This is a genomic window from Rhodococcus sp. NPDC057529 (assembly GCF_042802055.1).
Taxonomy (GTDB): domain Bacteria; phylum Actinomycetota; class Actinomycetes; order Mycobacteriales; family Mycobacteriaceae; genus Rhodococcus_F.
This window is the reverse complement of sequence record NZ_JBHVEY010000016.1, coordinates 1-20,878: the sequence shown is the minus strand read 5'-3', so window position 1 is coordinate 20,878 and position 20,878 is coordinate 1. Positions and strand designations below refer to the sequence as shown.

General features: G+C 62.2%; 19 protein-coding genes and 2 pseudogenes. 8 read left to right on the top strand and 13 right to left on the bottom strand.

Annotation, left to right across the window (positions count from 1 at the left end):
* Positions 1-589 precede the first annotated feature (589 nt).
* Together ACFU5V_RS28130 and ACFU5V_RS28125 are read left to right on the top strand one after the other, a co-directional pair.
* Positions 590-1,348 carry a GNAT family N-acetyltransferase gene (locus ACFU5V_RS28130; RefSeq protein ID WP_378703178.1) on the top strand — a complete coding sequence of 253 codons (759 nt, stop codon included), beginning with the start codon at positions 590-592 and terminating at the stop codon, positions 1,346-1,348.
* Between the two features lie 47 nt (positions 1,349-1,395).
* Entirely contained in the window at positions 1,396-1,530 is a 135-nt protein-coding gene (locus ACFU5V_RS28125; protein WP_378703177.1) for a hypothetical protein, read from the top strand.
* Positions 1,531-1,724: 194 nt separating this feature from the next.
* Here ACFU5V_RS28125 and ACFU5V_RS28120 read toward each other — a convergent pair whose 3' ends face one another.
* Complete coding sequence (locus tag ACFU5V_RS28120) at positions 1,725-1,913, bottom strand: hypothetical protein (protein WP_378703176.1); 189 nt, start codon at positions 1,911-1,913, stop codon at positions 1,725-1,727.
* 649 nt (positions 1,914-2,562) lie between these two features.
* On the opposite strand from ACFU5V_RS28120, the pseudogene ACFU5V_RS28115 reads away from it, so the two are divergent.
* A pseudogene (locus ACFU5V_RS28115) lies at positions 2,563-2,814 on the top strand (transposase domain-containing protein); the annotation flags it as partial.
* Between the two features lie 328 nt (positions 2,815-3,142).
* Here ACFU5V_RS28115 and ACFU5V_RS28110 read toward each other — a convergent pair.
* The 4 genes from ACFU5V_RS28110 to ACFU5V_RS28095 all read right to left on the bottom strand — a co-directional run bounded on the left by ACFU5V_RS28110 (position 3,143) and on the right by ACFU5V_RS28095 (position 4,296).
* Positions 3,143-3,394, bottom strand: a complete 252-nt coding sequence (locus ACFU5V_RS28110; RefSeq protein ID WP_378703175.1) for a hypothetical protein — start codon at positions 3,392-3,394, stop codon at positions 3,143-3,145.
* A 5-nt stretch (positions 3,395-3,399) separates the two neighbouring features.
* Entirely contained in the window at positions 3,400-3,636 is a 237-nt protein-coding gene (locus tag ACFU5V_RS28105; RefSeq protein WP_378703174.1) for a hypothetical protein, read from the bottom strand.
* A gap of 158 nt (positions 3,637-3,794) precedes the next feature.
* A complete protein-coding gene (locus tag ACFU5V_RS28100; RefSeq protein ID WP_378703173.1) occupies positions 3,795-4,073 on the bottom strand; it encodes a hypothetical protein in 279 nt (92 codons plus the stop codon).
* A 52-nt stretch (positions 4,074-4,125) separates the two neighbouring features.
* The gene (locus ACFU5V_RS28095) at positions 4,126-4,296 is read right to left on the bottom strand and encodes a hypothetical protein (protein ID WP_378703172.1); all 171 of its coding nucleotides are present in this window, start codon (positions 4,294-4,296) and stop codon (positions 4,126-4,128) included.
* A gap of 375 nt (positions 4,297-4,671) precedes the next feature.
* Between ACFU5V_RS28095 and ACFU5V_RS28090 the strand changes: the two genes are divergently transcribed.
* Positions 4,672-5,115, top strand: a complete 444-nt coding sequence (locus tag ACFU5V_RS28090; RefSeq protein WP_378703171.1) for a hypothetical protein — start codon at positions 4,672-4,674, stop codon at positions 5,113-5,115.
* A 304-nt stretch (positions 5,116-5,419) separates the two neighbouring features.
* On the opposite strand, the gene ACFU5V_RS28085 is transcribed toward ACFU5V_RS28090, so the two are convergent.
* Positions 5,420-5,563: a hypothetical protein gene (locus tag ACFU5V_RS28085; RefSeq protein WP_378703170.1), complete on the bottom strand. Its 144-nt coding sequence runs from the start codon at positions 5,561-5,563 to the stop codon at positions 5,420-5,422.
* A gap of 597 nt (positions 5,564-6,160) precedes the next feature.
* On the opposite strand from ACFU5V_RS28085, the gene ACFU5V_RS28080 reads away from it, so the two are divergent.
* The gene (locus ACFU5V_RS28080; RefSeq protein WP_378703169.1) at positions 6,161-7,873 is read left to right on the top strand and encodes an LA2681 family HEPN domain-containing protein; all 1,713 of its coding nucleotides are present in this window, start codon (positions 6,161-6,163) and stop codon (positions 7,871-7,873) included.
* Between the two features lie 46 nt (positions 7,874-7,919).
* On the opposite strand, the gene ACFU5V_RS28075 is transcribed toward ACFU5V_RS28080, so the two are convergent.
* Positions 7,920-8,195, bottom strand: coding sequence for a hypothetical protein (locus tag ACFU5V_RS28075; RefSeq protein ID WP_378703328.1), 276 nt, complete (start codon positions 8,193-8,195; stop codon positions 7,920-7,922).
* 267 nt (positions 8,196-8,462) lie between these two features.
* On the opposite strand from ACFU5V_RS28075, the gene ACFU5V_RS28070 reads away from it, so the two are divergent.
* Positions 8,463-8,633, top strand: coding sequence for a hypothetical protein (locus ACFU5V_RS28070; RefSeq protein ID WP_378703168.1), 171 nt, complete (start codon positions 8,463-8,465; stop codon positions 8,631-8,633).
* Positions 8,634-9,298: 665 nt separating this feature from the next.
* Here ACFU5V_RS28070 and ACFU5V_RS28065 read toward each other — a convergent pair.
* The 6 genes from ACFU5V_RS28065 to hsdR all read right to left on the bottom strand — a co-directional run bounded on the left by ACFU5V_RS28065 (position 9,299) and on the right by hsdR (position 19,006).
* Complete coding sequence (locus ACFU5V_RS28065) at positions 9,299-10,978, bottom strand: UvrD-helicase domain-containing protein (RefSeq protein ID WP_378703167.1); 1,680 nt, start codon at positions 10,976-10,978, stop codon at positions 9,299-9,301.
* A 1-nt stretch (position 10,979) separates the two neighbouring features.
* The gene (locus ACFU5V_RS28060; RefSeq protein WP_378703166.1) at positions 10,980-12,599 is read right to left on the bottom strand and encodes an ATP-dependent endonuclease; all 1,620 of its coding nucleotides are present in this window, start codon (positions 12,597-12,599) and stop codon (positions 10,980-10,982) included.
* A 456-nt stretch (positions 12,600-13,055) separates the two neighbouring features.
* Positions 13,056-14,195 (bottom strand): hypothetical protein, encoded by a 1,140-nt coding sequence (locus tag ACFU5V_RS28055; protein WP_378703165.1) that lies wholly within the window; start codon positions 14,193-14,195, stop codon positions 13,056-13,058.
* A complete protein-coding gene (locus ACFU5V_RS28050) occupies positions 14,192-15,676 on the bottom strand; it encodes an N-6 DNA methylase (protein WP_378703164.1) in 1,485 nt (494 codons plus the stop codon). The genes ACFU5V_RS28055 and ACFU5V_RS28050 overlap by 4 nt, the downstream gene beginning before the upstream one ends.
* Positions 15,677-15,858: 182 nt before the next feature.
* On the bottom strand, positions 15,859-16,455 hold the full coding sequence (locus ACFU5V_RS28045) for a hypothetical protein (protein ID WP_378703163.1): 597 nt from the start codon (positions 16,453-16,455) through the stop codon (positions 15,859-15,861).
* A gap of 85 nt (positions 16,456-16,540) precedes the next feature.
* Positions 16,541-19,006 (bottom strand): EcoAI/FtnUII family type I restriction enzme subunit R, encoded by a 2,466-nt coding sequence (hsdR, locus tag ACFU5V_RS28040; RefSeq protein WP_378703162.1) that lies wholly within the window; start codon positions 19,004-19,006, stop codon positions 16,541-16,543.
* Between the two features lie 433 nt (positions 19,007-19,439).
* Between hsdR and ACFU5V_RS28035 the strand changes: the two are divergent.
* Positions 19,440-19,571: pseudogene (locus ACFU5V_RS28035) on the top strand (hypothetical protein); the annotation flags it as partial.
* Between the two features lie 43 nt (positions 19,572-19,614).
* Complete coding sequence (locus ACFU5V_RS28030) at positions 19,615-20,100, top strand: DUF6308 family protein (protein WP_378703161.1); 486 nt, start codon at positions 19,615-19,617, stop codon at positions 20,098-20,100.
* Positions 20,101-20,878: the final 778 nt, after the last annotated feature.

The following is a 20,878-nucleotide window of genomic DNA, read 5'->3' as shown; positions in this document are numbered from 1 at the left end:
TGAAGGTGTATCGGCTGATCCTGGGCGAATCGGTGGTTAGGATTGTCGGCAGGGGCAGATCGGACCAGGTGTGCACGTCTTGCACCGCAATTGTGCGCGCCCGCCTTTTTCTCCGAGTCGTTACGGCCCGTGCCGGCTGGTAACTCCAGCGACATTCGTTCGATTCCCGCGGGGAAGACACTATGGCAGCGGTATGCGTGCACGTTCCTCGCCTGTCTCCGAGGGACTGCGCACACGCTGCGGAATCGTGTGGAGATGTCAGTTGTGAGGTCCGTTTGCCGGTGTGGGCTCTGTGCCGTGACGACCTCCGGCGGTCGACTATGGCTGGTGGGCAATGGTGTTCGTGCGCGAGTCAGTGGACGTCTGCTCGGCTTCGGATAGGCAGTGCAGAAGATGCGCGCATGGAAGTTGACGAACGAGATGAGCGAGGGCGATTCGCTCCGAGAGGGTGGCACGTCAGCGGAGGGGCGCCGCATCGAAGATACCCACAGGGAGGCGGGTTCGGTTGTGTGTTGTGGTGCGGCCACGCGGCGTTCTGTGCCGACAAGCCCGTAGTGTTGTCAGCATGTTAGAACATATTCTCGAGTCTATGGAGGCGAACCTGGCCTCGCATGCTGGGCATCTCCACTTTCAGGTTCCGAATGCGCGGGTGCTCGATGGTGCGGACGTGTATCTGGCAGATAGCGGATTACACGATGACACATTCAACATCATCTGCCGAGCCCGATTTTCCGACCGTGACGTCGATGCACGTGTGGCCGCGGTCGTCGGGGAGGTGAGAGCGCTGCAGCGCCCGTTTTCCTGGTGGGTGGCTCCGACCTCCGCCCCAGATGATCTGCCAATAGTCTTGCGGGCGCATGGTCTCGTCGAAGCGGAGACCGAAGAAGCGATGGTTGCCACGCTCACCGAGGTGCCGCCCGCGCCGCACCGAGGCGACTTGGTCGTGGTCGCCGTCGAATCTGCTGAGCAGTTGCGTGATTACGCGTCCCTGGTGGCGCGGAACTGGGATCCGCCTTCGGCGGCGGTGGTGGACTTCTTCGCCCACACCGCCCCGGCCATTCTCGCCCCGACGTGTGCGAGCCGCTTCGTTGTTGGTTACCGCTCCGGCGAACCGGTCGCGGGAGCGGAGATCCATGTCCATGCCGGGGTCGCCGGACTCTATGGAATCGTGACGCTCGAGGAGCATCGCCGGCAGGGACTTGCCACCGCGGTTACCTTGGCGGCACTCGAACTCGTCCGCGCGGAGGGCGTGACCCATGCGGTGCTGCAAGCTTCCACCGATGGCGCACCGGTCTATGAAAGGATCGGGTTCACCTCCGTCGGCACCTACACCGAGTTCGCGCTGTGACGTGCACGCTCGAGGTTCTACCCAGGTATTGATGGGAGGCTGCAGTCATGACGGATGGATCCGTAGACCGGATCGTGATCGGCGGCGCGTCGATCGCGGGCTTGCCCCTCGTGTACGGGAACGGCGGCGGTGCGCCTCGGGCGGTCAGGCTGTGGGGGCATTCGCGGCACGGCGACGCGTAGACGTCGTTTTCAGGTCATGTGCGAGGCTGCGTCAGGTTTGCGCACATGAAGTAGGCTTGATGGTGGCACCGTTCGCTGTGCTGAGGTGCACGACGGTTCGGGTGGGCGGCCGGGTTTCCTACGGGCTCATACGGAGCGCGGAAGCCAATTCTTGGGCTCTCGGCAATCCGTGCCATCGATCGCACCCTGTGGGGCTACGTCGCACGAGGGGCGTTCGGCGTGTTCTTCCGGTACTCGTGGCGGAAGATGACGATGGCACTGACCGCCCACGCCCCGAGACCAACGGCGGACTTGATGGGTGACCAGGTGGTTGCTGTCAGGTAGAGGCCGTACATGCCGGTCGCCGTGACGAGCACCGTGGCCGGTGTGATCAGTCGCTTCATCGTTCCCGTTTCGCCAGACGCGTACCACTATTGGGACCATTATGCCAGATCGCAGGCCGGGCGCAGGTCGGTGACGTGGGTGTTTGCTGAGATTTGCTGCTACGAATCTCGTGTGCGAACGCTGGCGGTGGCGGCGTTGATCGCCGCGGTAATGGATGTCCTGGCCGGGTCCTGGTAGGCCGGGTGGATGGTGGCTGGTCTGATCCTCAATGGTGTCGCGCGGGAGCAGGCCGCGAAGCGTCAGGCAGCGCGGGCGGCGGGCGTGGAGCCGTCGCGGCCCTTTCGCGAATTGTTCGGTGGTGGTTGGGGCGAGTAGCCGTGTGTGGGCGGGATCTGCCGTGGCGCTCGGTTCGGCGGGGTAGTTTCCGCCGCTCTGATGCCTGCGTTGTGCGTCGGTGACTCGTTGTTTCCCTCGATGGTGATCATCGGAGGCAGTGGCCGGGTTCGCCGGAGGCGCACGCCAATCTGCGCCGAGGTTCTGTGCCCGGTGGTTTCTCTCCCTCACGAGACAGCTCGGGACGAGGGAGGAAACCTGCCGGACGGATCGGTGCGTTTCCTATGACCAGACATCGGCGGGGCCGCTGTATTGACCCTGGGCCGAAGTGATCAGGATGGCGTCAGCTGTTCCTTGGTTAGGTTGCGATGAGGTGTGCCTCGGAGTGGATGGGTGAAGCCGGTCTCGGATCGGCGGTTGTCGCATGTGGTGTCGGTGAGGTTGTTGACCAGGGTGTTTCCCGCGCCCCTGGTCGATGAGGTGATCGCGGAATGCGGGCGGACCGAGCAGCGCGGTAGGTCGTTGACCGCTCGCGTGACGGCGTACTTCTCGATCGGCATGGCATTGAATTCGCAAGGCTCCTACGAGGAGGTCTTCCAGCAGCTCACCGACGGTTTGTCGTGGTCCCGGTGGCCTTACGGTTGCGCCAGGCCGCCATGTCGTGTGTGCGAGGACGAGTGCAGTATTGGAGAAAGTGATGCGCCTGCATCGGACAGCTCTGCCGCGATGCTGGGAGTCGAATCACGTTGCGTTGCCAGCGGGTCGAATTCGGCCATCACCCATCGACCCCGCAGCTAGGTGTCCGCACCCGTGCACTCATGCCATCACCTCAGGACCTCACGATCTCAGCTTAGTCGGGTGCATTACACAGCAACCTCGGGAAGTGTCCGGTCGGGGCAGTCCGCTGGTCCGAGTCGGGGCGGTTGGGGCGTCGGGATCTGGTGTGTTGGAGGCTCTACTTGGTGGTGCCGAATCGTTGGTAGGCGGCCTGTCTGGTGGTGTCGAGGGCGAGGCCGATGGCGGCCCATGAGTCGCCGTCTTCGCGGGCGGCGGTGACGGCGGCGCGGAGTTCGGCTTCGGCGTCGGCGAGGTGTTTGCGGGCGGTGATGATCCGCCGCAGGTTCTTGGCGTCTCGGGCCTCGGTGGTGTTCGGGTCGAGTTGATCGAGGCCGGTGGGGTCGGTGTCGGTGTGTTTGATGGTCTTCATGTGTCTCACTTCAGGTAGTCGTAGAACTTCGCACGGAGGCGGTCTGCGTGGATGATCCGGTTCGGTTTGCCGGCGGGCACGGCGACCAGTTCGAGGAGTCGCCCTGCCGTGTCGGTGCCGATGATGAGGAGCCGTTCCTCGCCGTCGTACTCGTACTCGACGTAGCGGATCGCATTCTCGAACGCGTGGGTGATGTCGGTGTCGCTGATGTTGTGTCTACGCGCTGAGTTGGTGATCCACACTTGTAAAGGTTACCTTTACGCGAGTCGTTGTCAAGGTGTCCTTTACAAGCTGCGTCGGGGGAGCGGGAGGATCCGTGCCCCGTGCTGAGCGCCGCGATCTCTGAACCGGAGCGCTGAGCGCCCTACGCGCGCCGATTCGGTGTTCCATCCCCCGACCTTCAGGACCCGCAGAAGCCCGCTACGCGCCCCGGGCAAGCTGCTCTGAAGGCGTGCCGGCATCGGCCGTGCTCGTCGCCGACCGCCACCGCGACCGGCGCCTTACCGTCGGCGGTGCTGGGATGCACGTCGCCATCGACCTCGACCTCGACGACGAGGCGATCCGTCACCTTCAGCAGACCCTGCACCCCGGCGAGCCGGTTGATCGGCAGCGGAAGAATCAACCCTCCCGGACGAGGCCGGGTCAGGTGGGCGGCGCGCCCGCCCGACCACGATCTCACCGATCGTCCCTGCCCAGCCGATTCCAAAGCACCCGGGTGATGCCAGGTGAGATCACGTCGGATCCCATGGCGAGTGTTCGAGGCTGTTGAGCTCATCGAGAACCTGGTCGACACTCGTGGTCGGAGGCCGGAAGTCTTCGCCCTCCGAGGCCCGGAGGCGGTCGCGCACGTAGGCGAGCATGGCGAGTTCACGTTCGAGGTCTGCTGCGGTTCGGTCGCTCACGAGCCAATCCTCCCCTGAGCGGGCGGGTGATCAGAATTGCGCCCACGGTGGCAGAGGGCAGAGGGCGGCAGCTCCACTCAACACTTCTCGTCAGGGGACATGCCGTCACCGCAGGTCAACCGCCCGAACTACGAAGTCTTGCGGCGGGCTCGCGGATCGGTTCCACCTCTGCGTGTTTCGGTATGCTCGTTGTCGTCGGCGGCGACGCTGACGGTGCGCGTGGGAGCGACTTGCTGGTTTGGTCACCGGATTGCTGCTCCCACGGCAGACCCACCCCTTGGGGTGGGTCCGAGCGTGGCAGGCCGTCAATTGGGACATCATGCCTGCCACGCTTCGTCACATCGGGGGTGTGATCGACAAGGGGAGGGAACGTTTGTGGCGTACAGCGTGAGCCCGGATGCGCCGCCGTCCCGGTTGGATCCGGAGGCCGGTACTGGCGCCACACCGGTGTCGAAGGCGGCCGGCTACCGCCCGGCCGCCACGTATGCTGACCGGGCTGTGGAGCGTGGTTCGGCGCGGGAGCTGGATCGGATGGTCGAGGACGCCGAGTTCACTCGCGCCCGGAAGGATCTCGAGCGGGCCTTTCCCCGGACCATGGTGCCGGAGGTGTCCGTGCGTGAGCGGCGGGCGTTGCCGATTCCGGATTCGATTCGCCTGCCCCTGAGTTCCCGTCAGCGGAAGGTGCGGTCGGTCAATAAGCGTCGGGTGCAGTCGTCGTTGCCGAAGGTCGGCTACATCGCGGTGCGGGCCCTGATCGACGATCCGGATCACTGGAACACCGTGGGGGAGGCGTTGTCGGCGGCGCGCGGTGACGCGTAGCAACTGGAGGAGAAGCTGCGCTTGCAGGTGCGGCGGGTGGACCGGGCCATTCAGTCCGCGGAACGGTTCAATGACCGCGGCCACATCGTGTACTGCGCGGTCACCCTCCCGCACACTGTGCCGCAGCAGGCGGTCAACCTGTCCGGGACTGCTGGGCGGGCACGCGAACACATCGACAGAATCGAGGCGGCACCGCGCATGGTGGAAGGCGAAGGTCGAACTGCCTGATTCTCGCAACACGGCCGGGCGGGCGCCGCCGGAGTGAATGTGGTTGCGTTCACTCCGGCGGGAGCCCAGGCGGGGGTTAGATCGTCTCCACCAGGTCGCCGAAGCTGATTCCATCCCCCCAGCTACCGTTGCGGAGTTCCTCGATGCAGCCCTGCGTCTTGCTGACCAGCCAGCGCATCGTGTCGATGACTCGAAGGATCTGCAGCAGAAGCCAGAGCACTCGTAGGAAACGCCAAGCGAGGTTTCTGAGCTGACTGACCCAACGTCCATACCTATCAGTTCTTGAAATAACATTACTATCAGAAGTATCTTTCATTATTGTTCTCCTTGATTGATTAAACACATTATTACTATCTTCTTTTCGTCCGCGATTTTGGGCAGACCTCAAGCCAGGCGATAAATTGGGTGTGCGGCCGAGCTGCCCGCGTCCGCGGGTGGGTCTTCAGGGTAGAGCCAACCGTCGTCCCAGGTCAAGGTCTACCGCCGAGTCGGCTTGCGTAGGGGTGGAGATCAAATGCAATTAGAAAGACTTCTCCGGGAGAGCAAATACTTCCTCGTCATTAGTAGGGTCCTATTCGCATTTTGGAAAGGATGCGATGTGCAGAGGATGGGGCTGTGAAAAAGTTTCGGGATCTTCTACTTCGGGCCGATTAGTAGGGTTTGCGGCCAATTATCGTGGCACGGGATACCTACCGCAGGGGGCATCGCCCGCCGAGGAGCAGTTCGTGGCGAACCTGTGGTCGAGACGTGAAGCAACACTCGGCGGGAGTGTGGTGATGGCACTTCCCACCGATGATTGCCAGCGAGCCGTCGGTTCTTGTCCTCGGCGGTTCGAGGCTTCGTCGGTGGTGACCGGGTGTCTGATGTGCGGCGGCATTGTCGGAGCACGGACATAAGGTGTGAACCCACTGGGTGCAGACCGCTACCCCGTTGGACCGTAAGAGATTGGGCCCGAATGAGTGACGGCATATTCGAGGAATTGCAGCGTTCCGCGATCGATATTGGCAACACCGTAGGTCCGTCGGACTTCTCCGAGGCGATGAGTGAGCTCAAAGAACTCGAACAGGAAGTGCTGTCCTCCGGATTTCCGGACGGGGAGCGCAGCTGGCTGCTGTTCACCCTCTCGTCAGTGATGAACGATCTCGCCACGGACGCACAGAGCATCGAGGGCCTCGAACTGGGTGTTGAATGGGCACGAGGACTGATCAACTCCGACAAGACCCCCGAGACGATCGCTGCCCAGGCGCTGTACAACGTCGGCACCGGACTGGCTTCGATCTACCAGATCCGTGAACTGCGGGACCTCGATGACGACGCCGAGCAGCTCAATCCGCTCTACCGGATCGAGAACGCCGAAGACCTTCGGGCGGTGCGTCGGGTCCTACGATCTGCCGGCCACAATGAATATTCACCCGCGCCGCAGCGCAGCCGAGCACTGTGCAACCTCGCCAACACCCTCGACGATTCCGGGAGATGGGTCGAGGCGTACACCGCCTACACAGACTCCCTGCGGGAAGACAGCACCAATGGCAACGCCGCCGGCAACGTCACCGAACTCCTGCGCCGCAGGCTCGAGCACGGAACCGACCAACTAGGACACATCGCGGCGGTGTACGACAAGTACCTACTGCTCGCAAAGTCTCTGAGAGAACGCACCATCGAGGTCGCCGGAGCGACAGTGGCCGACCGCTGGGACTCGCTCGAGACCATCGGCGGGCAAGGCCACTTCAGCCACGTCGGCGATGAACTGGATCCCTATCACCGGTGGATCGTCGAGCACCGTCTTGCGCTGGCCGCGACCGTCGAGGGCCTCGGAGGACATGACGAGCGCTGGGACAGCGCCGGCATCGTGGGCGTCGTCCCAGCGTCGTCCGACGAACCCGTCCCACCGATCTTCGCAGCCATGAACGTGCTGAAGGCGGAATATCTCGTTGCACGCCGGCTGGCCTACCGCGGACAGCAAATGGTGCGAGAGGCCACTGATACCCAACATCCGGACGACTCGGGACTGTACACCGACACCCTCGACGGTGCGTTCTACGGGGAAGGTCCGGCACTGCTGCTCCTTGCCCAGCGCGCCGCCCTGGACGTGTTGGACAAGATCGCGGTCACGGCGAACGAGCACTTCCAGGTGGGGCTGAGCCCGTCCAAGGTCGACTTCGCCGGATTCTGGAAGGACAAGAAGACCAACGAGCCATGCCCGAAGCTGCCCGCAGAAGGTCGCGGGAATGTGCACCTGCTGGCGCTGTCGGAACTGGCGGCGGATCTGACCGACGACGGCATGTACCCCAATGCGCGACTGCTCCGGAACGCCGGGACACACCGGATCGTGCATGGAACCCACGGCTATCCCACAGGCCCGACGAAGGAGACCTTCAGCACGGTCGACCTCGACGAACTCATCGAAGCCTCCGTCGAGTCGCTGTGGGTGTGCAGGGCTGCCTACCTCTATTTCGTTGACCTGGTCGACAGCCAGCTGCCAGGCGTCGAGTCGATGGACGGGATACGGCTTCTGTCCAACCAAGTGTGAACGTCAATCGGGCGGACGGTGGGAAGACTTCGCCGGCATATGAGAGTCAAATCCCCTGACTGTCTGTGCTGTTCGGAACGTGCATTGTCACGTCAGCTGGCGGACCCGGGCAAGGTATCGGCGAGCTCCTCGTAGAGCGCCGGCCACCCACGCCGCAGCCACTCAGGCGCCCGCGGTCGAGGTGGTTGCCGTCGACGAGGTGGGTGATGCGGTGTTGCGGCGCGGGCACTCCCACCCCGCGGAGTGTGGCGTAGACGGGGTTGGCGGGCAGCTGATGTCGGGCGATGTGTGACCAGACGTCGTCGGTGGTCCAGTCCCAGATCGGCCCGTACGCGACCGTGCGGTCAGTGCGGGTTTTGCTTGGTCGCTAAACCCAGATACCGGAGACCTCGCTCATTCAACGGCAACGACACACCCACTCGATCGAAAACCCACAGCCGAACCACTTCTGAAACACGCCCTAGAACAGCATCGACCCGCACCAGCGGTGGTCCGCGTCGGCCGCCCGGTTGGGGTCACATCTGCGCAGCGACAGCAACGGGCCGAGCTGGCCACCCTGCTCACAAGCGAGCCGCGGCCGGTGCTACAGATGATGCGGGAGCAGACGACGGCGCTGACGTTGTGGACGCGGTTTGCGCTGCCCGCACCGAGCATCGGTTGGCGTCGTGACGGTGTCGCGGTGTGGGACATAGAGATGACCGCCCGGTCGCCGATCTCGCACCGGGAGCTGATCGGACGACCGCGACCGGTCGGCGGATGAAGATCCTGCAGCCGGGCGGGTCGGTGGAGCTGGTTTCGGTTCTTTCCGCGGCGTGCTGCGCCGGATCGGCGAGGATCTGCTGCCCGAGGTCCTTGGCTACGAGGGCCAGCTTCCGCTGGGGGTTGCGCACACCCTGCGCAACGGTGGCGAGATCGTGAAAACGCAGGCCGAGCCGGTGACTGGACGTCGCCTCCATCAACTGCGTGAGCTGATCCCGCAGCTGAGGGTGTTCGGCGGCGCTGTCGGAGCGGCCCCGATCGACGGCTGCCTGCGCGTCGGGCATGTGGTGCCGATCGTCACTGAAGCCGCCCCGATCGTGCGCCAGGAGTATCCGGGCCCCTTGCCGTCGAGGTTCGGCATCGAAGCCCGCGAGTCCTACGCACACCTCGACGACGTCACCACCGGCCACGCCGGCACCGCCGTCGACCCCGCAGCCGCGGCGGGTGGGTCGGGTTCGCTGATGATGCCGTACGACATCGAAACCCTCGCCTCCGGGACCCGGTTCGAATCGTGGGTGACGAACCAGGCCGGCCGTGACTTCTGCTTTCGGCACAGGTCACTGTGTACAGGCGCGCTCGTCGTCATCCCCGATCCGCAGACGCTGCAGCGTTTGTTGTCTCGCCGAGATCCACTGGCTAAGTGTTCTCACATGGTTGGCGGATACGCTATTTCGCTTGAATCTGACTCCAGTCTGCGTCGCCGAGCCAGCGGGCGGATTCGACGCGATCAAGGTAGGTGCCGTGGAGATGTTGCCAGAAGCGGGAGGGATTCCTGTGCCAGGAGTTGCCCGAGGAATTGGGTACATCGCACGAAACTGTTAGGAAAATTCCGTGGCGGGCGCGCGAGAGGATGACGGACAGGATGCGGGCTTCCTCGACGATGTGTTCGGGAGCCTTCGCTTCGAAGTAGGGTATGTGGCCGTCCTCAAGGCCGAGAGCGACGACCCAGTCGAATTGTTGGCCTTTCCCGGCATGTGCGGTCAGAAGGTGTACGCCCGGGCTATCGAGCAACGTTGAGGTCCCACCGACGCGTATGCGTGCTCGGATGTCGTCCGGGCGTTCGCCGCTCTGAAGCAGGTCGTAAACCCAGTCGACGGCATCCAGCACCGCTTTTCGGGTGTCCGGATCAGCAATAGTGTCGATTCCAGCGTGCTCGCGGAGATCGCCCAAGGGGTCCTCGCTTGCCGCTATTACGGTGGGATTGAGTGTTGAAAGCATCGATTTCATGTGGCTGGCCGCCGTGGAATCGAGAACTCCGTCGTCCCAGCGGTGGAAGGGAACCCCGCTGCCGACTAGAGCACTGTCGACAAAACGGCGGCGGCTGGTGATGCGTGTGACTATTCCGATTCGTTGGTGCTGTCCTCTGTCGAGGATGTATCGACACAGTTTGACAATCGATTGGGCTTCCCCGTCGGCGCTGTCATAGTCGAGTCGCGTTACCAGTCCTCCGCCCGGCCAAGATTCGGGTGTGGCGGCAGTGAGCTCGACACTGCCAGTGATGGCCGCGAGTGCGTTCACAGCGGTCAAGACAGCTGGTGAGGAGCGGTGTGAGGTCGAAAACTCAAGGCGGTCGGTGCATTCGTTAGAGATCGCTGCGTAGACGAAGGCAGGGTCGGCGCCGGCAAATCCATAGATTCCTTGTGCCAGGTCACCGGCGAAAGTGGTCTTGCCAGCGCCGATATGGTTGATAATCCGCAGCTGCTGAGGGGTCAAGTCCTGAAATTCGTCGACAACGATCGCGCCGAAATGCTGGCTGTACAGTTCCGCGACGCCTTGATGCGTCAAGATCAATGCTGCGAGCCGTGGTAGGTCGTCGTAGGTCAGAACGTTCTCGCTGATTCGAAGATTCTCGATCTGTAGGGCAAGTGTCTCGCCGGCTTCGAGAAGGCGGGAAGCGACCTCGCCGTCGTCGACGTCGTCGAGTTTGACGCTCTGAAGCGCCTTCTTCGCGACTTGTGCAGCTTTGTATGGAATGTTCTGCTTGCGGCACTGATCGGTAACCCAGTCGGATTCTGGGAGGAGTGCTGCCGGATCCATGTCAATGACGTTGGAGTGTGCACGGTAGATCCGTGCAGCGAGACCGTGAAAGTTTGCGATCGTCACATGCTTTCGGATTAGTGCAGGTGCGACGTGGTTGTTGAGACGCTCAGTGATGTTCTCCTTCGCCTTGTTGGTGAAAGTCGTCACCAGGACGCGACGAGGCTGTCGTACCGTCCCTGAGTGCAGCAAAGCGGCAATGCGCAGTGCGAGTGCTTCTGTCTTTCCGCAGCCAGCCGGTGCGATGACCAGCAATGAGAGGCCGGCATGGTCGCGGATCTTGATCTGATCTGTGGTCGGGTCGAGCATGTCAAGCTCCGTCGAGGATTGCTGCGAGGAGCTTCTCGATGCTGGACATTTGTCGAGCAGCCGGCTCGTCCAGCAGAGTGGCGACGACCATGGCGGACTTGACCTTGGTCGCTTTTGATTTCCTTCGGCAGAAGTTGGCGACGTCCACATCTGTGCGGGATCCACCAGGCCCGGTTGCGGCGCAGTTCTTGAGTTCATTTTGGTTGAAGAGGTGGGATCCCGAAAGTGCAGCCCAGACACTGTCGGCGCCGAGTGCGGCGACGTACTCGGCTTCGAGGTCGGGGTCGGAGACCCACACGGAGTTCTGTTCGAGATCGTCCTCGTGAACAGCTAGTACTTTTGCGGTGTCGGCCTTGGCGTCGAGGTCGATAAGAAGGGCGACTGGGATGTCGAATCCGTTGCTGCCGAAGAGTTTGATAACTGATCTCATGTTTCCGCAGCCGTCAGTCTCGATGATGCAGGCTCCCAACCGGTCAAGGTCTCTTCCGGTTAGCTGGCATACGCGTTCGAGAATAATGCGATCGGAGGACCCCTCGACGGCGATGATGGACCGCGCGGTGAGCGGTTCGAGTTTGTCGCGTACCCACCATTGCACGGCCATGCGTTCGTCGTCGCTGAGAAAACCCGCCCGGGGTTGCACGACGGTTCCGCCAGCGCGGATGCTGACGATGGAGTCCGGGGGGAATGCGCCAACAATGTCGGCTGAATGGGTTGAGATCACCTTCTGGGTGGTGCTGTTTTGCAGTAGCTTCGCGAGGCTGCGTTGGCTGGTTGGGTGGAGATGGATTTCGGGTTCGTCGATGGCTACGACGTTTGCAGCGGAGCTGACGAGGTCATACACGGCGATGGCGTAAAGGGCGCGCGTGCCGTCAGATTGTTCGACGAGGTTTCGAAGCTGACCGTCGCGGCGTAGCTGGACTCGTACGTCGCTTAGCACGTCGTTGTCGACGCGTGAGCCTGGCGACAGTACGAGGTCGTCGGTGGTGATGTTGTGGGGAATTGCTTTGGAGAGTTGTTGAGCGAGGTCCGAGCGAAGGCGATGGAGCACCTTTGATGTGCCGAGTAGCGCGTCTAGTTGTGTGTTGAGGGCGTCGAACTGTGCTTTCTCGTCGCCGAGGTCGATGGCGGCGAGCAGATCGTCGATCGCGTTGCGGCGATCCTCGCGTACATCGCGGGCCGTAGCGGTTGCGCTCAGTAGAGTCCATCTGATCCCCGCAAGTTGTTCGCGCGAGATCTGTCGTCCGGTCCCCGCAGTCGGTGCGGTTCGTTGGATAGTCAAGGTGTCGGGGCCGTCGGCGTTTGCAATTAACTGCAGCGTCAGCGTCGTTGCTTTGGACGAGGGATCGCAAGACGCTTCGTCCGGAAACAGTGCTTTGTCATCTGGCGAAAGTTCGGAAAGGGTCGCCTGGATGAAGAGTGGTTGGCTGCTATCCCGGAAGTCGTTGATCGACAAGCGTTGGTAGAGCTGTGCGGTGTTGCACCCGAGCAAGAGATCGAGACAGCGTAGAAGTGACGATTTGCCGACGTCGTTCGGTCCAACGACGACGAGGTGGTTGCGGAACGAGATCTCGAAGTCGTGGAGACGTGAGTGATTCCTAACCGAAAGCTGCTGGATCTGCACCGGGGTCCTCCGTCGGAATGAACGAGCAAGGAAGAGTCTCAGAACATTGTGTGCGATCGAGACGATTGTCGGGTGGCGGACGCGCGGAGTACGGCGTGTTGTCCGTGCCCAGCGGTGAACAAAACTGTGGCGGATACCGTCGCTACGGCTTTGTTCCACCGATCCAGCCCACACGTTTTCCCCGGCTGAGCAGAGCGCGGCCGTCATCCGCAAACGACGGCCGCGCTCGGCCTCAATTCCGGCCCCCGAGCCAAGTGCCCGAATTGTCCGCAGGACGGCTTCAAGTCCTAAGCAGAGACCTCGGGGCGGGCAGCCCAGTTCGCCGAACCACCGTTCCGATCCGGCCCCACCGCCTACAGAAGGCGTTCAGGGCGTCCCATCCGTTTCCAAGATTGCGCCCAGGCCTCGGTGGATTCCTCGATCGGATGGTCGTTGCAGGAGCGGAGAATCGCGGTATCAGCGGGTGAGCTCGGCAAATATCTCGTTGCGTGCAGCCTTCGGCAATGCGTCACAAACCGTGCGTTGCTGCTCGATCAGAATTGCTGCGCTATCAAGTTGCTCGAGCTGACTCGCAACCTTTCGCTGGTCATCAAACCCTGGCACGGGGACTGAAAGCGCAAGGAACTGTTCGATGTTGACACGTTGGCGACGCTGGCCCATTCCGGTTGTGGCTGTCGCGAGTTGCGCGGCAAAGGACCGGGATCGGATGGCTTGAGCGAGGTAGCCGAGATCGACTTCCGTCCCGACGTCGAAATGCGGAAACTCCGAGGACACATAATGTCCATCGAACTGTTCGGGAACGATTGCCACAGATCCCTCCCATCCGAATAGCTTGCTGTAAATCAGTTGGCCGGTCTGAACCGGGAACAGGCGTGTGTACTTCGTTTCCTCGCCTCTCAATTCTGGCTTGACAAAGACTCCACGACCACGATTGAGGAGGCCAATGTTCGGATAAGACTTATCTTGCTCAACGGATATGGCAGTCGTGGCTGGCGAAACTAGTTGCCGAAGTGGGCTTGTTGGACAGTCAGCGATGGTAGCCAGAATTTGTTCACGCAATGCGCTGAAGATTGTCTGCGTGTCGCGATTTCGCGTATGCGCGACTGCGGCGATGTGCTCGAGGTCTTTCGCAATGGTTCGCTGGCTCTCGATGTCGGGTAGGGGGACTTGAAGGTTCTCGAAAGCTTTGATGCCGAGGGTCTTGTTGCGTCCCGCAGACCCGGGTGAGGCGCCGACTAGTTGAGCAAGTCCAACATCAGATAGAAAATAGTGACAGAGGTACGACACGTCGACCTGTTCTTTGTCGAACTGGGTCCAAGTCATGAACCTGTGTGAGCCAATGAGGCCCGAATCATTGGACCCGGCAACCGCAACCGCTCCTTCCCATGCAAAGACATTACTCAGAAGGAGGTCTCCGGACTCGATGAAAAAGACTCGCTTGTTACCCAGGTCGGCACCGGAGACAGGCTCCTTATGAAAGACACCCCGGCCGAAGGATCGAAGGCCGATTTCGGTGTAGTTCTCCGCGACTTCCACCGGAACGGTTCTTCGCTGAAGCGTGAGGATGTCCCCGACTCGCATCCATTGCACGCTCACCGGGCATCACCTTCGATTTGAACTTTGAGGCCCTCAAGTAGATCAAGGATCTGCCTCTCGGTTGCGATCAGCTCGCTGAGTAGCTCCCGGGGTGGCCGGTGGGCGAGGTCGTCGGGGCGATTCGGGTTGTGCATGTCAAGGTTGTAGCCGTTCGCGGCAATGTCCGCCGCTGGCAACTTCCACGCTTGGTCGTTCGCGACGCGTTTAGTAAGGTTGCCCTCCTCCCACCAGGATTCGCAGTCCGCGAACTCCTCGTATCTAAGGGGCTTCGTCTTGGTGTAGTTCTTGCGCCCGTCAGGCAGCGGTAGTTCATAGAACCAGACATCCTTTGTCGGACCCGTGTTGTCGAAGAACAACACGTTTGTCGGGATAGGCGTGTATGGAGAGAAGATGCCATTGGGTAGGCGTAGGACGGTGTGTAGGTTGAACTTTTCGAGGAGTTTCTTCTTGATACGGCCGCCGACGCCGTCCGCAAAGAGGACCCCGTTCGGGACAACAACGCCGGCACGTCCGGTCTTACTGCGGCTGATCCGCTCCATCACCGATTGCAGGAAGAGCCAGGATGTTTCCGGCGTGCGCAAGCCGGTTGGGAAGTAGGTCTTGACGTCGTCCTCCTCCTCACCGCCGAACGGAGGGTTCGTGAGGATTACGTCGACACCTTCACGCCGCTGTTCGGCAGCGGAGAAGGTCAGGGCGTTGCCTCTGGCGATCTGCGCGCCGTCGACTCCGTGCAGCATCATGTTCATCTGGCCCAGCAAGAACGGCATGGGCTTCTTCTCAAAGCCGCGTAGGGAACCGCGAAGTGCCTCACGCTGCTTTGCCGTCTTGGTCTGCGCGACAAGATGTTCCCACGCCTCAACAAGGAACCCACCGGTACCGGTGGCAGGGTCCATGATGGCCTCTCCTGGTTTCGGATCGATGCGTTCGACAACGAATCGAATGACCGGCCGCGGCGTGTAAAACTCGCCGGCATCGCCGGCCGCATCACGCATTTCCCGCAGCATGGACTCATAGAGGTGCGCCATCGTGTGAATATCGTCGGCAGATGTGAAACTGACCTTGTTCACCTCGTCGACTAGGTCGGCGAGGAGGTATCCGGAGAGCATTCGGTTACGTGTTTCGCCGAAGATGTCGCTCAGGTTCTGCTTGGCATCGCCAGCCTTGCCGCTGCCGCGTAGCTCTCGCAGGTGCGGGAGTAGGTCGTCGTTGACGAAGTCGAGCATTGCGTCGCCGCTGCGTCGGGTTGTGGCATCGGCAGCCCAGTCACGCCATCGGTACGGAGCGGCGAGTGCCGGAGTGTAAGACGGGTCGGTGACCGTGCGACTATCTTCCATGTCGTCGAATGCCTTGAGGAACAGCAACCAGGCGATCTGCGGGATGCGGTCGGTGTCGCCGTTGAGTCCGGCGTCCTTTCGCATGATGTCGCGGGCTCGTTTGATGATCGATGACAGCGTGGACTGGCGGGTGCGTGCAGCGGACATGTAATGCCTTCGATTTGGATTGGTGGGGTGCGGTGCCTTGCGGGGCGGGGGTTACGGGTCGTCTAGTGCGTCCTGGTACCTCGCGTCGGCACATGGTTGCGCGGCGCTATGGTCGGAGGCCTGTCTGGTCGGCTGAGCCTCTAGTTTTGGTGCTCCTCGTATGCCAGTCGGGGCCAGTGAGATCACGAGTCTCCCTCCACAGTTGCCAACGCTCGCTCAAGTCGCAGTGCCGCGTGAGAGCCAAATGCGTCCATTCGTTGGCGCAATGTTCTCGATCGCAATGATCCGGCGCGAAGACTAGCGGCAATCGCCGCCACCAACTGCTCTTGTGTGATCTCAACGGAGGCGAGGTCGAGGACGGTGCGAGTTGGCGTCGTGACTGCGAAACCTGACCGGGACTCGATGTCGTCAGCGGTAAGGGTGAAATTGTGTATGGAGACAAGTGAATTGCCGGTTGTGACTCCGATCGGCATTGTGAGGTGAACGCGGGTGGGATCGAGTTTGCCGAGGCCGTGGGCCTCGGCTGCGGACTGATGCGAGAGGACGCCCCGACCTTCGCTCCATACCCACCATCGGACGAACGCGTCGTCCGAGGACGTCGGCCACTCGGCTAGTCGAAACAGTGCGCGGTCGACCCGCAGCCAATTACCGCGGTCGACGTGATACTTCTGTGCCTGGTAGGTGTAGCCCACCGACTTGGCCTGGCTCGCAGTGAAGTATCCGTGCTGCGTGAACGCCACTTGGTGGAGGCGCCTGCGTAGGTCGAGTCGATCGGTCACACTGAGCAGGCTACTACAGTATGTAAGTCATCGATAACTTTAGTTTTGAGTGTGGTCTACAGTGAAAACTGTAGATTGCCTGTGGTTATGCAGTGTAGAGCCAATCCTGGATCTGCCCGCGGGCCTGATGCCACTGCGCGGATCCACCGAACGCCATCGCGATCTCAGTGGGCGATCCGAGTTCGGACAGTGGCGGCACCTGGACCACCGCTGCAGAGGTCGCTTCGTCAATCCCGTGGTCCGCGTAGCGATCGAGCAACGTCTCGAGAATCGCGCGGGCTTGTGCCGGATACGCAGCGAGTTCATTTTGCCGCTGGCTTCGTGCCCTCCGGACCCGCTCGGCACGAGTGAGTGTGGGCAATCCGAAGGCGAGATGAAGCAGTTGGTCCACGGTGTCCACGGGAGCCCCCGTGCTCGTTCCGAGTTCCTCGGTAAGCCGAGCCGAGTCGACGTGTCGACTGCGCAGTAGATCCACTACGTTTTCTCGACCCGTCGGATTCGCCCACGCGGCGAGCAACTCGTTCGGGGCAACGAACCTGTCGAGGATTACGCCTCGTACCCAATCGAGGTAACGGACCAGCCGCGGCTGTCCACTATCGACATCGTGAACGTAAAAGCCCTCGCTGCTTAGGGTGATAAGTACTCCCTCGAGTTCAAACTTCTCGTGTCTGCGATTATCATCCGAAGCCTCTTGGGAGGATCCACCGAGGGTGTATTCAGGTTCCGGTTCGTGGTTCGTGGTCTGGGCGGTGCGCCCGCTGTCGTCCTCCTCAGCCGTGTATTCGTCCGAGCCGGTGTCTGTTGTGGACTTTGGGTCCCCGGCCGCGTCGACGTGGTCGACTGCCGGCGGCCGCAATGGCGGACCGTCGAACTCCGGGTCCCGGAAGAGCGAGGTCGCACCGACGAAGTCGATGATCTCGAACTCGTACTTGCCCTTGTCCGGGTAGAGCCGGGTGCCGCGGCCGACGATCTGCTTGAACTCCGAGATCGAGCCGATCGGCCTACAGATCACGACGTACTTCAGATCTTCGATGTCGACGCCGGTCGATAGCAGGCTCGACGTTACAGCTATCTGGGGGATGTCGCGCTCAGGGTCGGTGAACTCCTCAAGCAGTCGGTCCTTGTCGCGTTCGTCGTGCATGATGCGGGAGACCCACTCAGGTTCGGTGCGCGTCCGCTCGGGACGGCCGTTCCGCAGAGCCTGACACATGGTCAGGGCGTGAGCGGAATCGACGCAGAACACAACCGCTCGGTCACGGCTGTCGCCCAGAACGTCGAGGATGCGATGGGCCATAGCTCGCGTCCGGTCGGGAAGACGAAGTCTGCGCTCGTAGTCGCGGGTGCCGTAGGTGCCAGCCGGGATCTCTTGGCCGCGCACGTCGAGTTGTCCTTCGAGGACCTCCAATCCGGCTGCGTCCACATCGAATACCACACGTCGGATCGTGTATGGCGCGAGAAACCCATCCGCGATCCCCTCTTTCAACGAGTAGGTGAAGACTGGATTGCCGAAGTATGCATATGTGTCCGCGCCGTTCCGGTTGACGGGTGTCGCGGTCAGTCCCAGCTGAACGGCGGGCGAGAAGTGATCGAGAATCCGCCGCCAAGTGGATTCCTCCCGCGCGCTGCCGCGGTGACACTCGTCGATGATGACGAGATCGAAGAAGTCAGACGGGTAGGCGGCCAGGAGCGCGCTCGTCTCCCCGGAGTCGGGTTCGTTGTCCGGAGCGTTAGTGCTCAGGACCTGATAGGTGGCGAAATAGATGTCGGGAGAGTACTTGGTGTTTCTGGTGCGGACCCGGGTGACAGCCTCTCTGAACACCGGCCGAAAGTGCTTCAGCATGGGGTCCTTGACCAGGATGTCGCGGTCGGCAAGATAGAGGACACGGTAGTTTCGCAAGCCAGGCGCGGACTTCTGCTGCAACCTTCTATAGTTGGTGAGCTTCCAGGCCAGCTGCAGGGCCGTGAACGTCTTCCCGGCGCCGGTCGCCATCACCACGAGGATTCGTGTGACGCCTGCGGCTTTTGCGACGAGCACCTCGTGAATCGCCCGCCGCTGGTAGTAGCGCAGTGCCTTGACGCTTCCGTCAGGGTTGCGGAGCGTTTGGTCGAAAGTCCCGCGAAGATAGTTTTGAGCCTCGTCCGTCAGACCACGGGAAGTGCAGTACATATCCCAGGTCTCCTCGGGAGTTGGGATCCCGTCCACCGCGGATTGCAGACCCGTGACACGGTTGTGCAGAACCCAACTGGTCCCGTTGGTCGACAACGCGAACGGCACGTCGAGCTTCTTCGCGTAGTGCATCGCCTGCTGGATGCCGTCGCCGGGCTTTGCCCAAAGGCGCTTGGCCTCGATCACGATCAGAGGGAGGTCAGGGACGAGTTCCAGAACGTAGTCGGCACGTCGGCCGATCCGTGTTGCGCCAAGCGCTGTGGGTGAATCGGCTTTGACCGCGTGCTGCTCGCGGATCTGGGTTGGGTTCCATCCGGATGCCAGCACCGCCGGCACAACGAAATCACGGCAGGTGTCTGCCTCGTTCGGTCCTCCGATTGCCATACGCATCACGATATCGGTCGTCCGATACGACCCACTTGCCAGTAGAGGAGCGAGTTCGGTTCGTGGTCGAGCACCGGGTACCGGGGACTGGGAGGCGGATCGGTTCACCGCGGACGATCTGGTCGCGGCGGGTGTTCCTGTCGGTGCAGATCTCCCGGATGGCGGCGCGGGCGATCCTACATACTCAGGCGGAGGCGCTGAGTCCTTCTGGCGGCGGTAGGCCCGGATCGGGACCTGGTCGACGAACCGGCCCCGCTGGCCCCGGGGTGGCCCGCCTGGGAGCTGGACCCGACCGGCAGGAGTGCGATCGCGACTGCAGTCGGCCGCGCCGCGGCCGGCACCGGCACCGACACCGATTTCGGGCCGGCGTGTAGCGACCCACCCCGGCCCCGGTTCCCGGCGGTCGGCGCCTGGGGGTGGGAGGGTGCGGGGTATGACGTTCCGGCTGCCGACCACTCTCGCGACGGATTCGGATGCTGCGGCGATCGCGGCGCTGACCCGGTATTACGGTCACCCGTACTTGGGCGGGGACGCCTACGTCGGCGCACACTTCGATTCCTGGTCGAGCATCGGTGATCGGGCGGGGGAGGCGGACCGGTTCACCGCGGATGATTTGGTGGCGGCGGGCGTTCCTGTCGGTGCAGGTCCCGCCCCGGGCGGCGCGGGCGATCCTGGACACCGACGCGGAGGCGCTGAACGCCCTTCTGACGGCGGTGGGACCGGATCGGGACTTGGTCGACGAATCGGACCCGCTCGGCCCGGGGTGGCCCGCTTGGGACCTGGAAACGGCCCTGTGGGCGCTGCCGGGTATCGGCCGCACGAAAGCTACGAAGCTGATCGCCCGCAAACGTCCCCGGCTGTATCCGATCTGGGATTCGGTGGTGATGGGCGTTGTGGGCACCGCACGGGCCCACCTGAACCCGGTGCGGGAAGCGTTGCGCGCCGACGACGCGGCGTTGCACGGGCGGCTGCTGAAGATCCGGGCCGCGGCCGGGCTGCCCGAGGGGATCTCGGCGCTGCGGGTCTTCGATGTGATCGCGTGGATGGACGGCAAGAACCGAGGCCTCGGGCAGCGCGCTGACCAGGAAAGATGACACGTCCCGGGATGCGCGAAAGAACCGCGGTCGGGTCCGCGACCGGCGTGGACCCCGCGCGGACGAGGGGCGATGACTGCGAAGTTGCCATGATCTCGGCATGGGCAGGCTTGATCGCGGCGGGAACGGTGCGTCGCCACTGCGATCGGCGCCATGTGAAAGGCGCGGCGACAATCATCAGCGTGATGACCCGTCTTTGGGCATAGCATCCTTGCTTGTGATGGGGCTGTGACCTGGTGTGATGGCATGTCCCCGGTTTGTGATGTGTGGGGGCCGGCGACACCCGTGGGGAGTGCCGGCACCGGGGTGTGGGGGTGCCCGTTTCGCCCGTTTTGAGAGAGTTTTGAAATATATTGCCTTACAACATATTTGGGTAATCAGTTGTTATTGAGATTTTTTCGCTGACTTTGCACTTCAATCGGGTTGGAGTATACGTAATCGTTTGTTCAACAATGTATTTGGGTGATTACAGATTTTATGATGTTTGGGGGTGCCCTGGGGTGGGTGGTATGCTTGTGGGTATGACGATGAGCGGTGCGGGAAGGCGAGCGGGCGATGGGGCCGGCGCACCCGCCCGCTTCCCCAGCTTCGTTCGGGTGTTGGGTACCGTATCGAACGGGACGATGAAAAACGCAGGTGAGAGCCTAATCTGCGAAACCCAGAGGAGCGAAGCGACTCGATCGACGGCAACGGGACAGGCCCACTGCGAGCCGCGTAGCGGCTCCCCGGCGGGGAGCGCAGCGACTCGCCCCGTCTCCCGGTGCGGAGCACCGGGAGC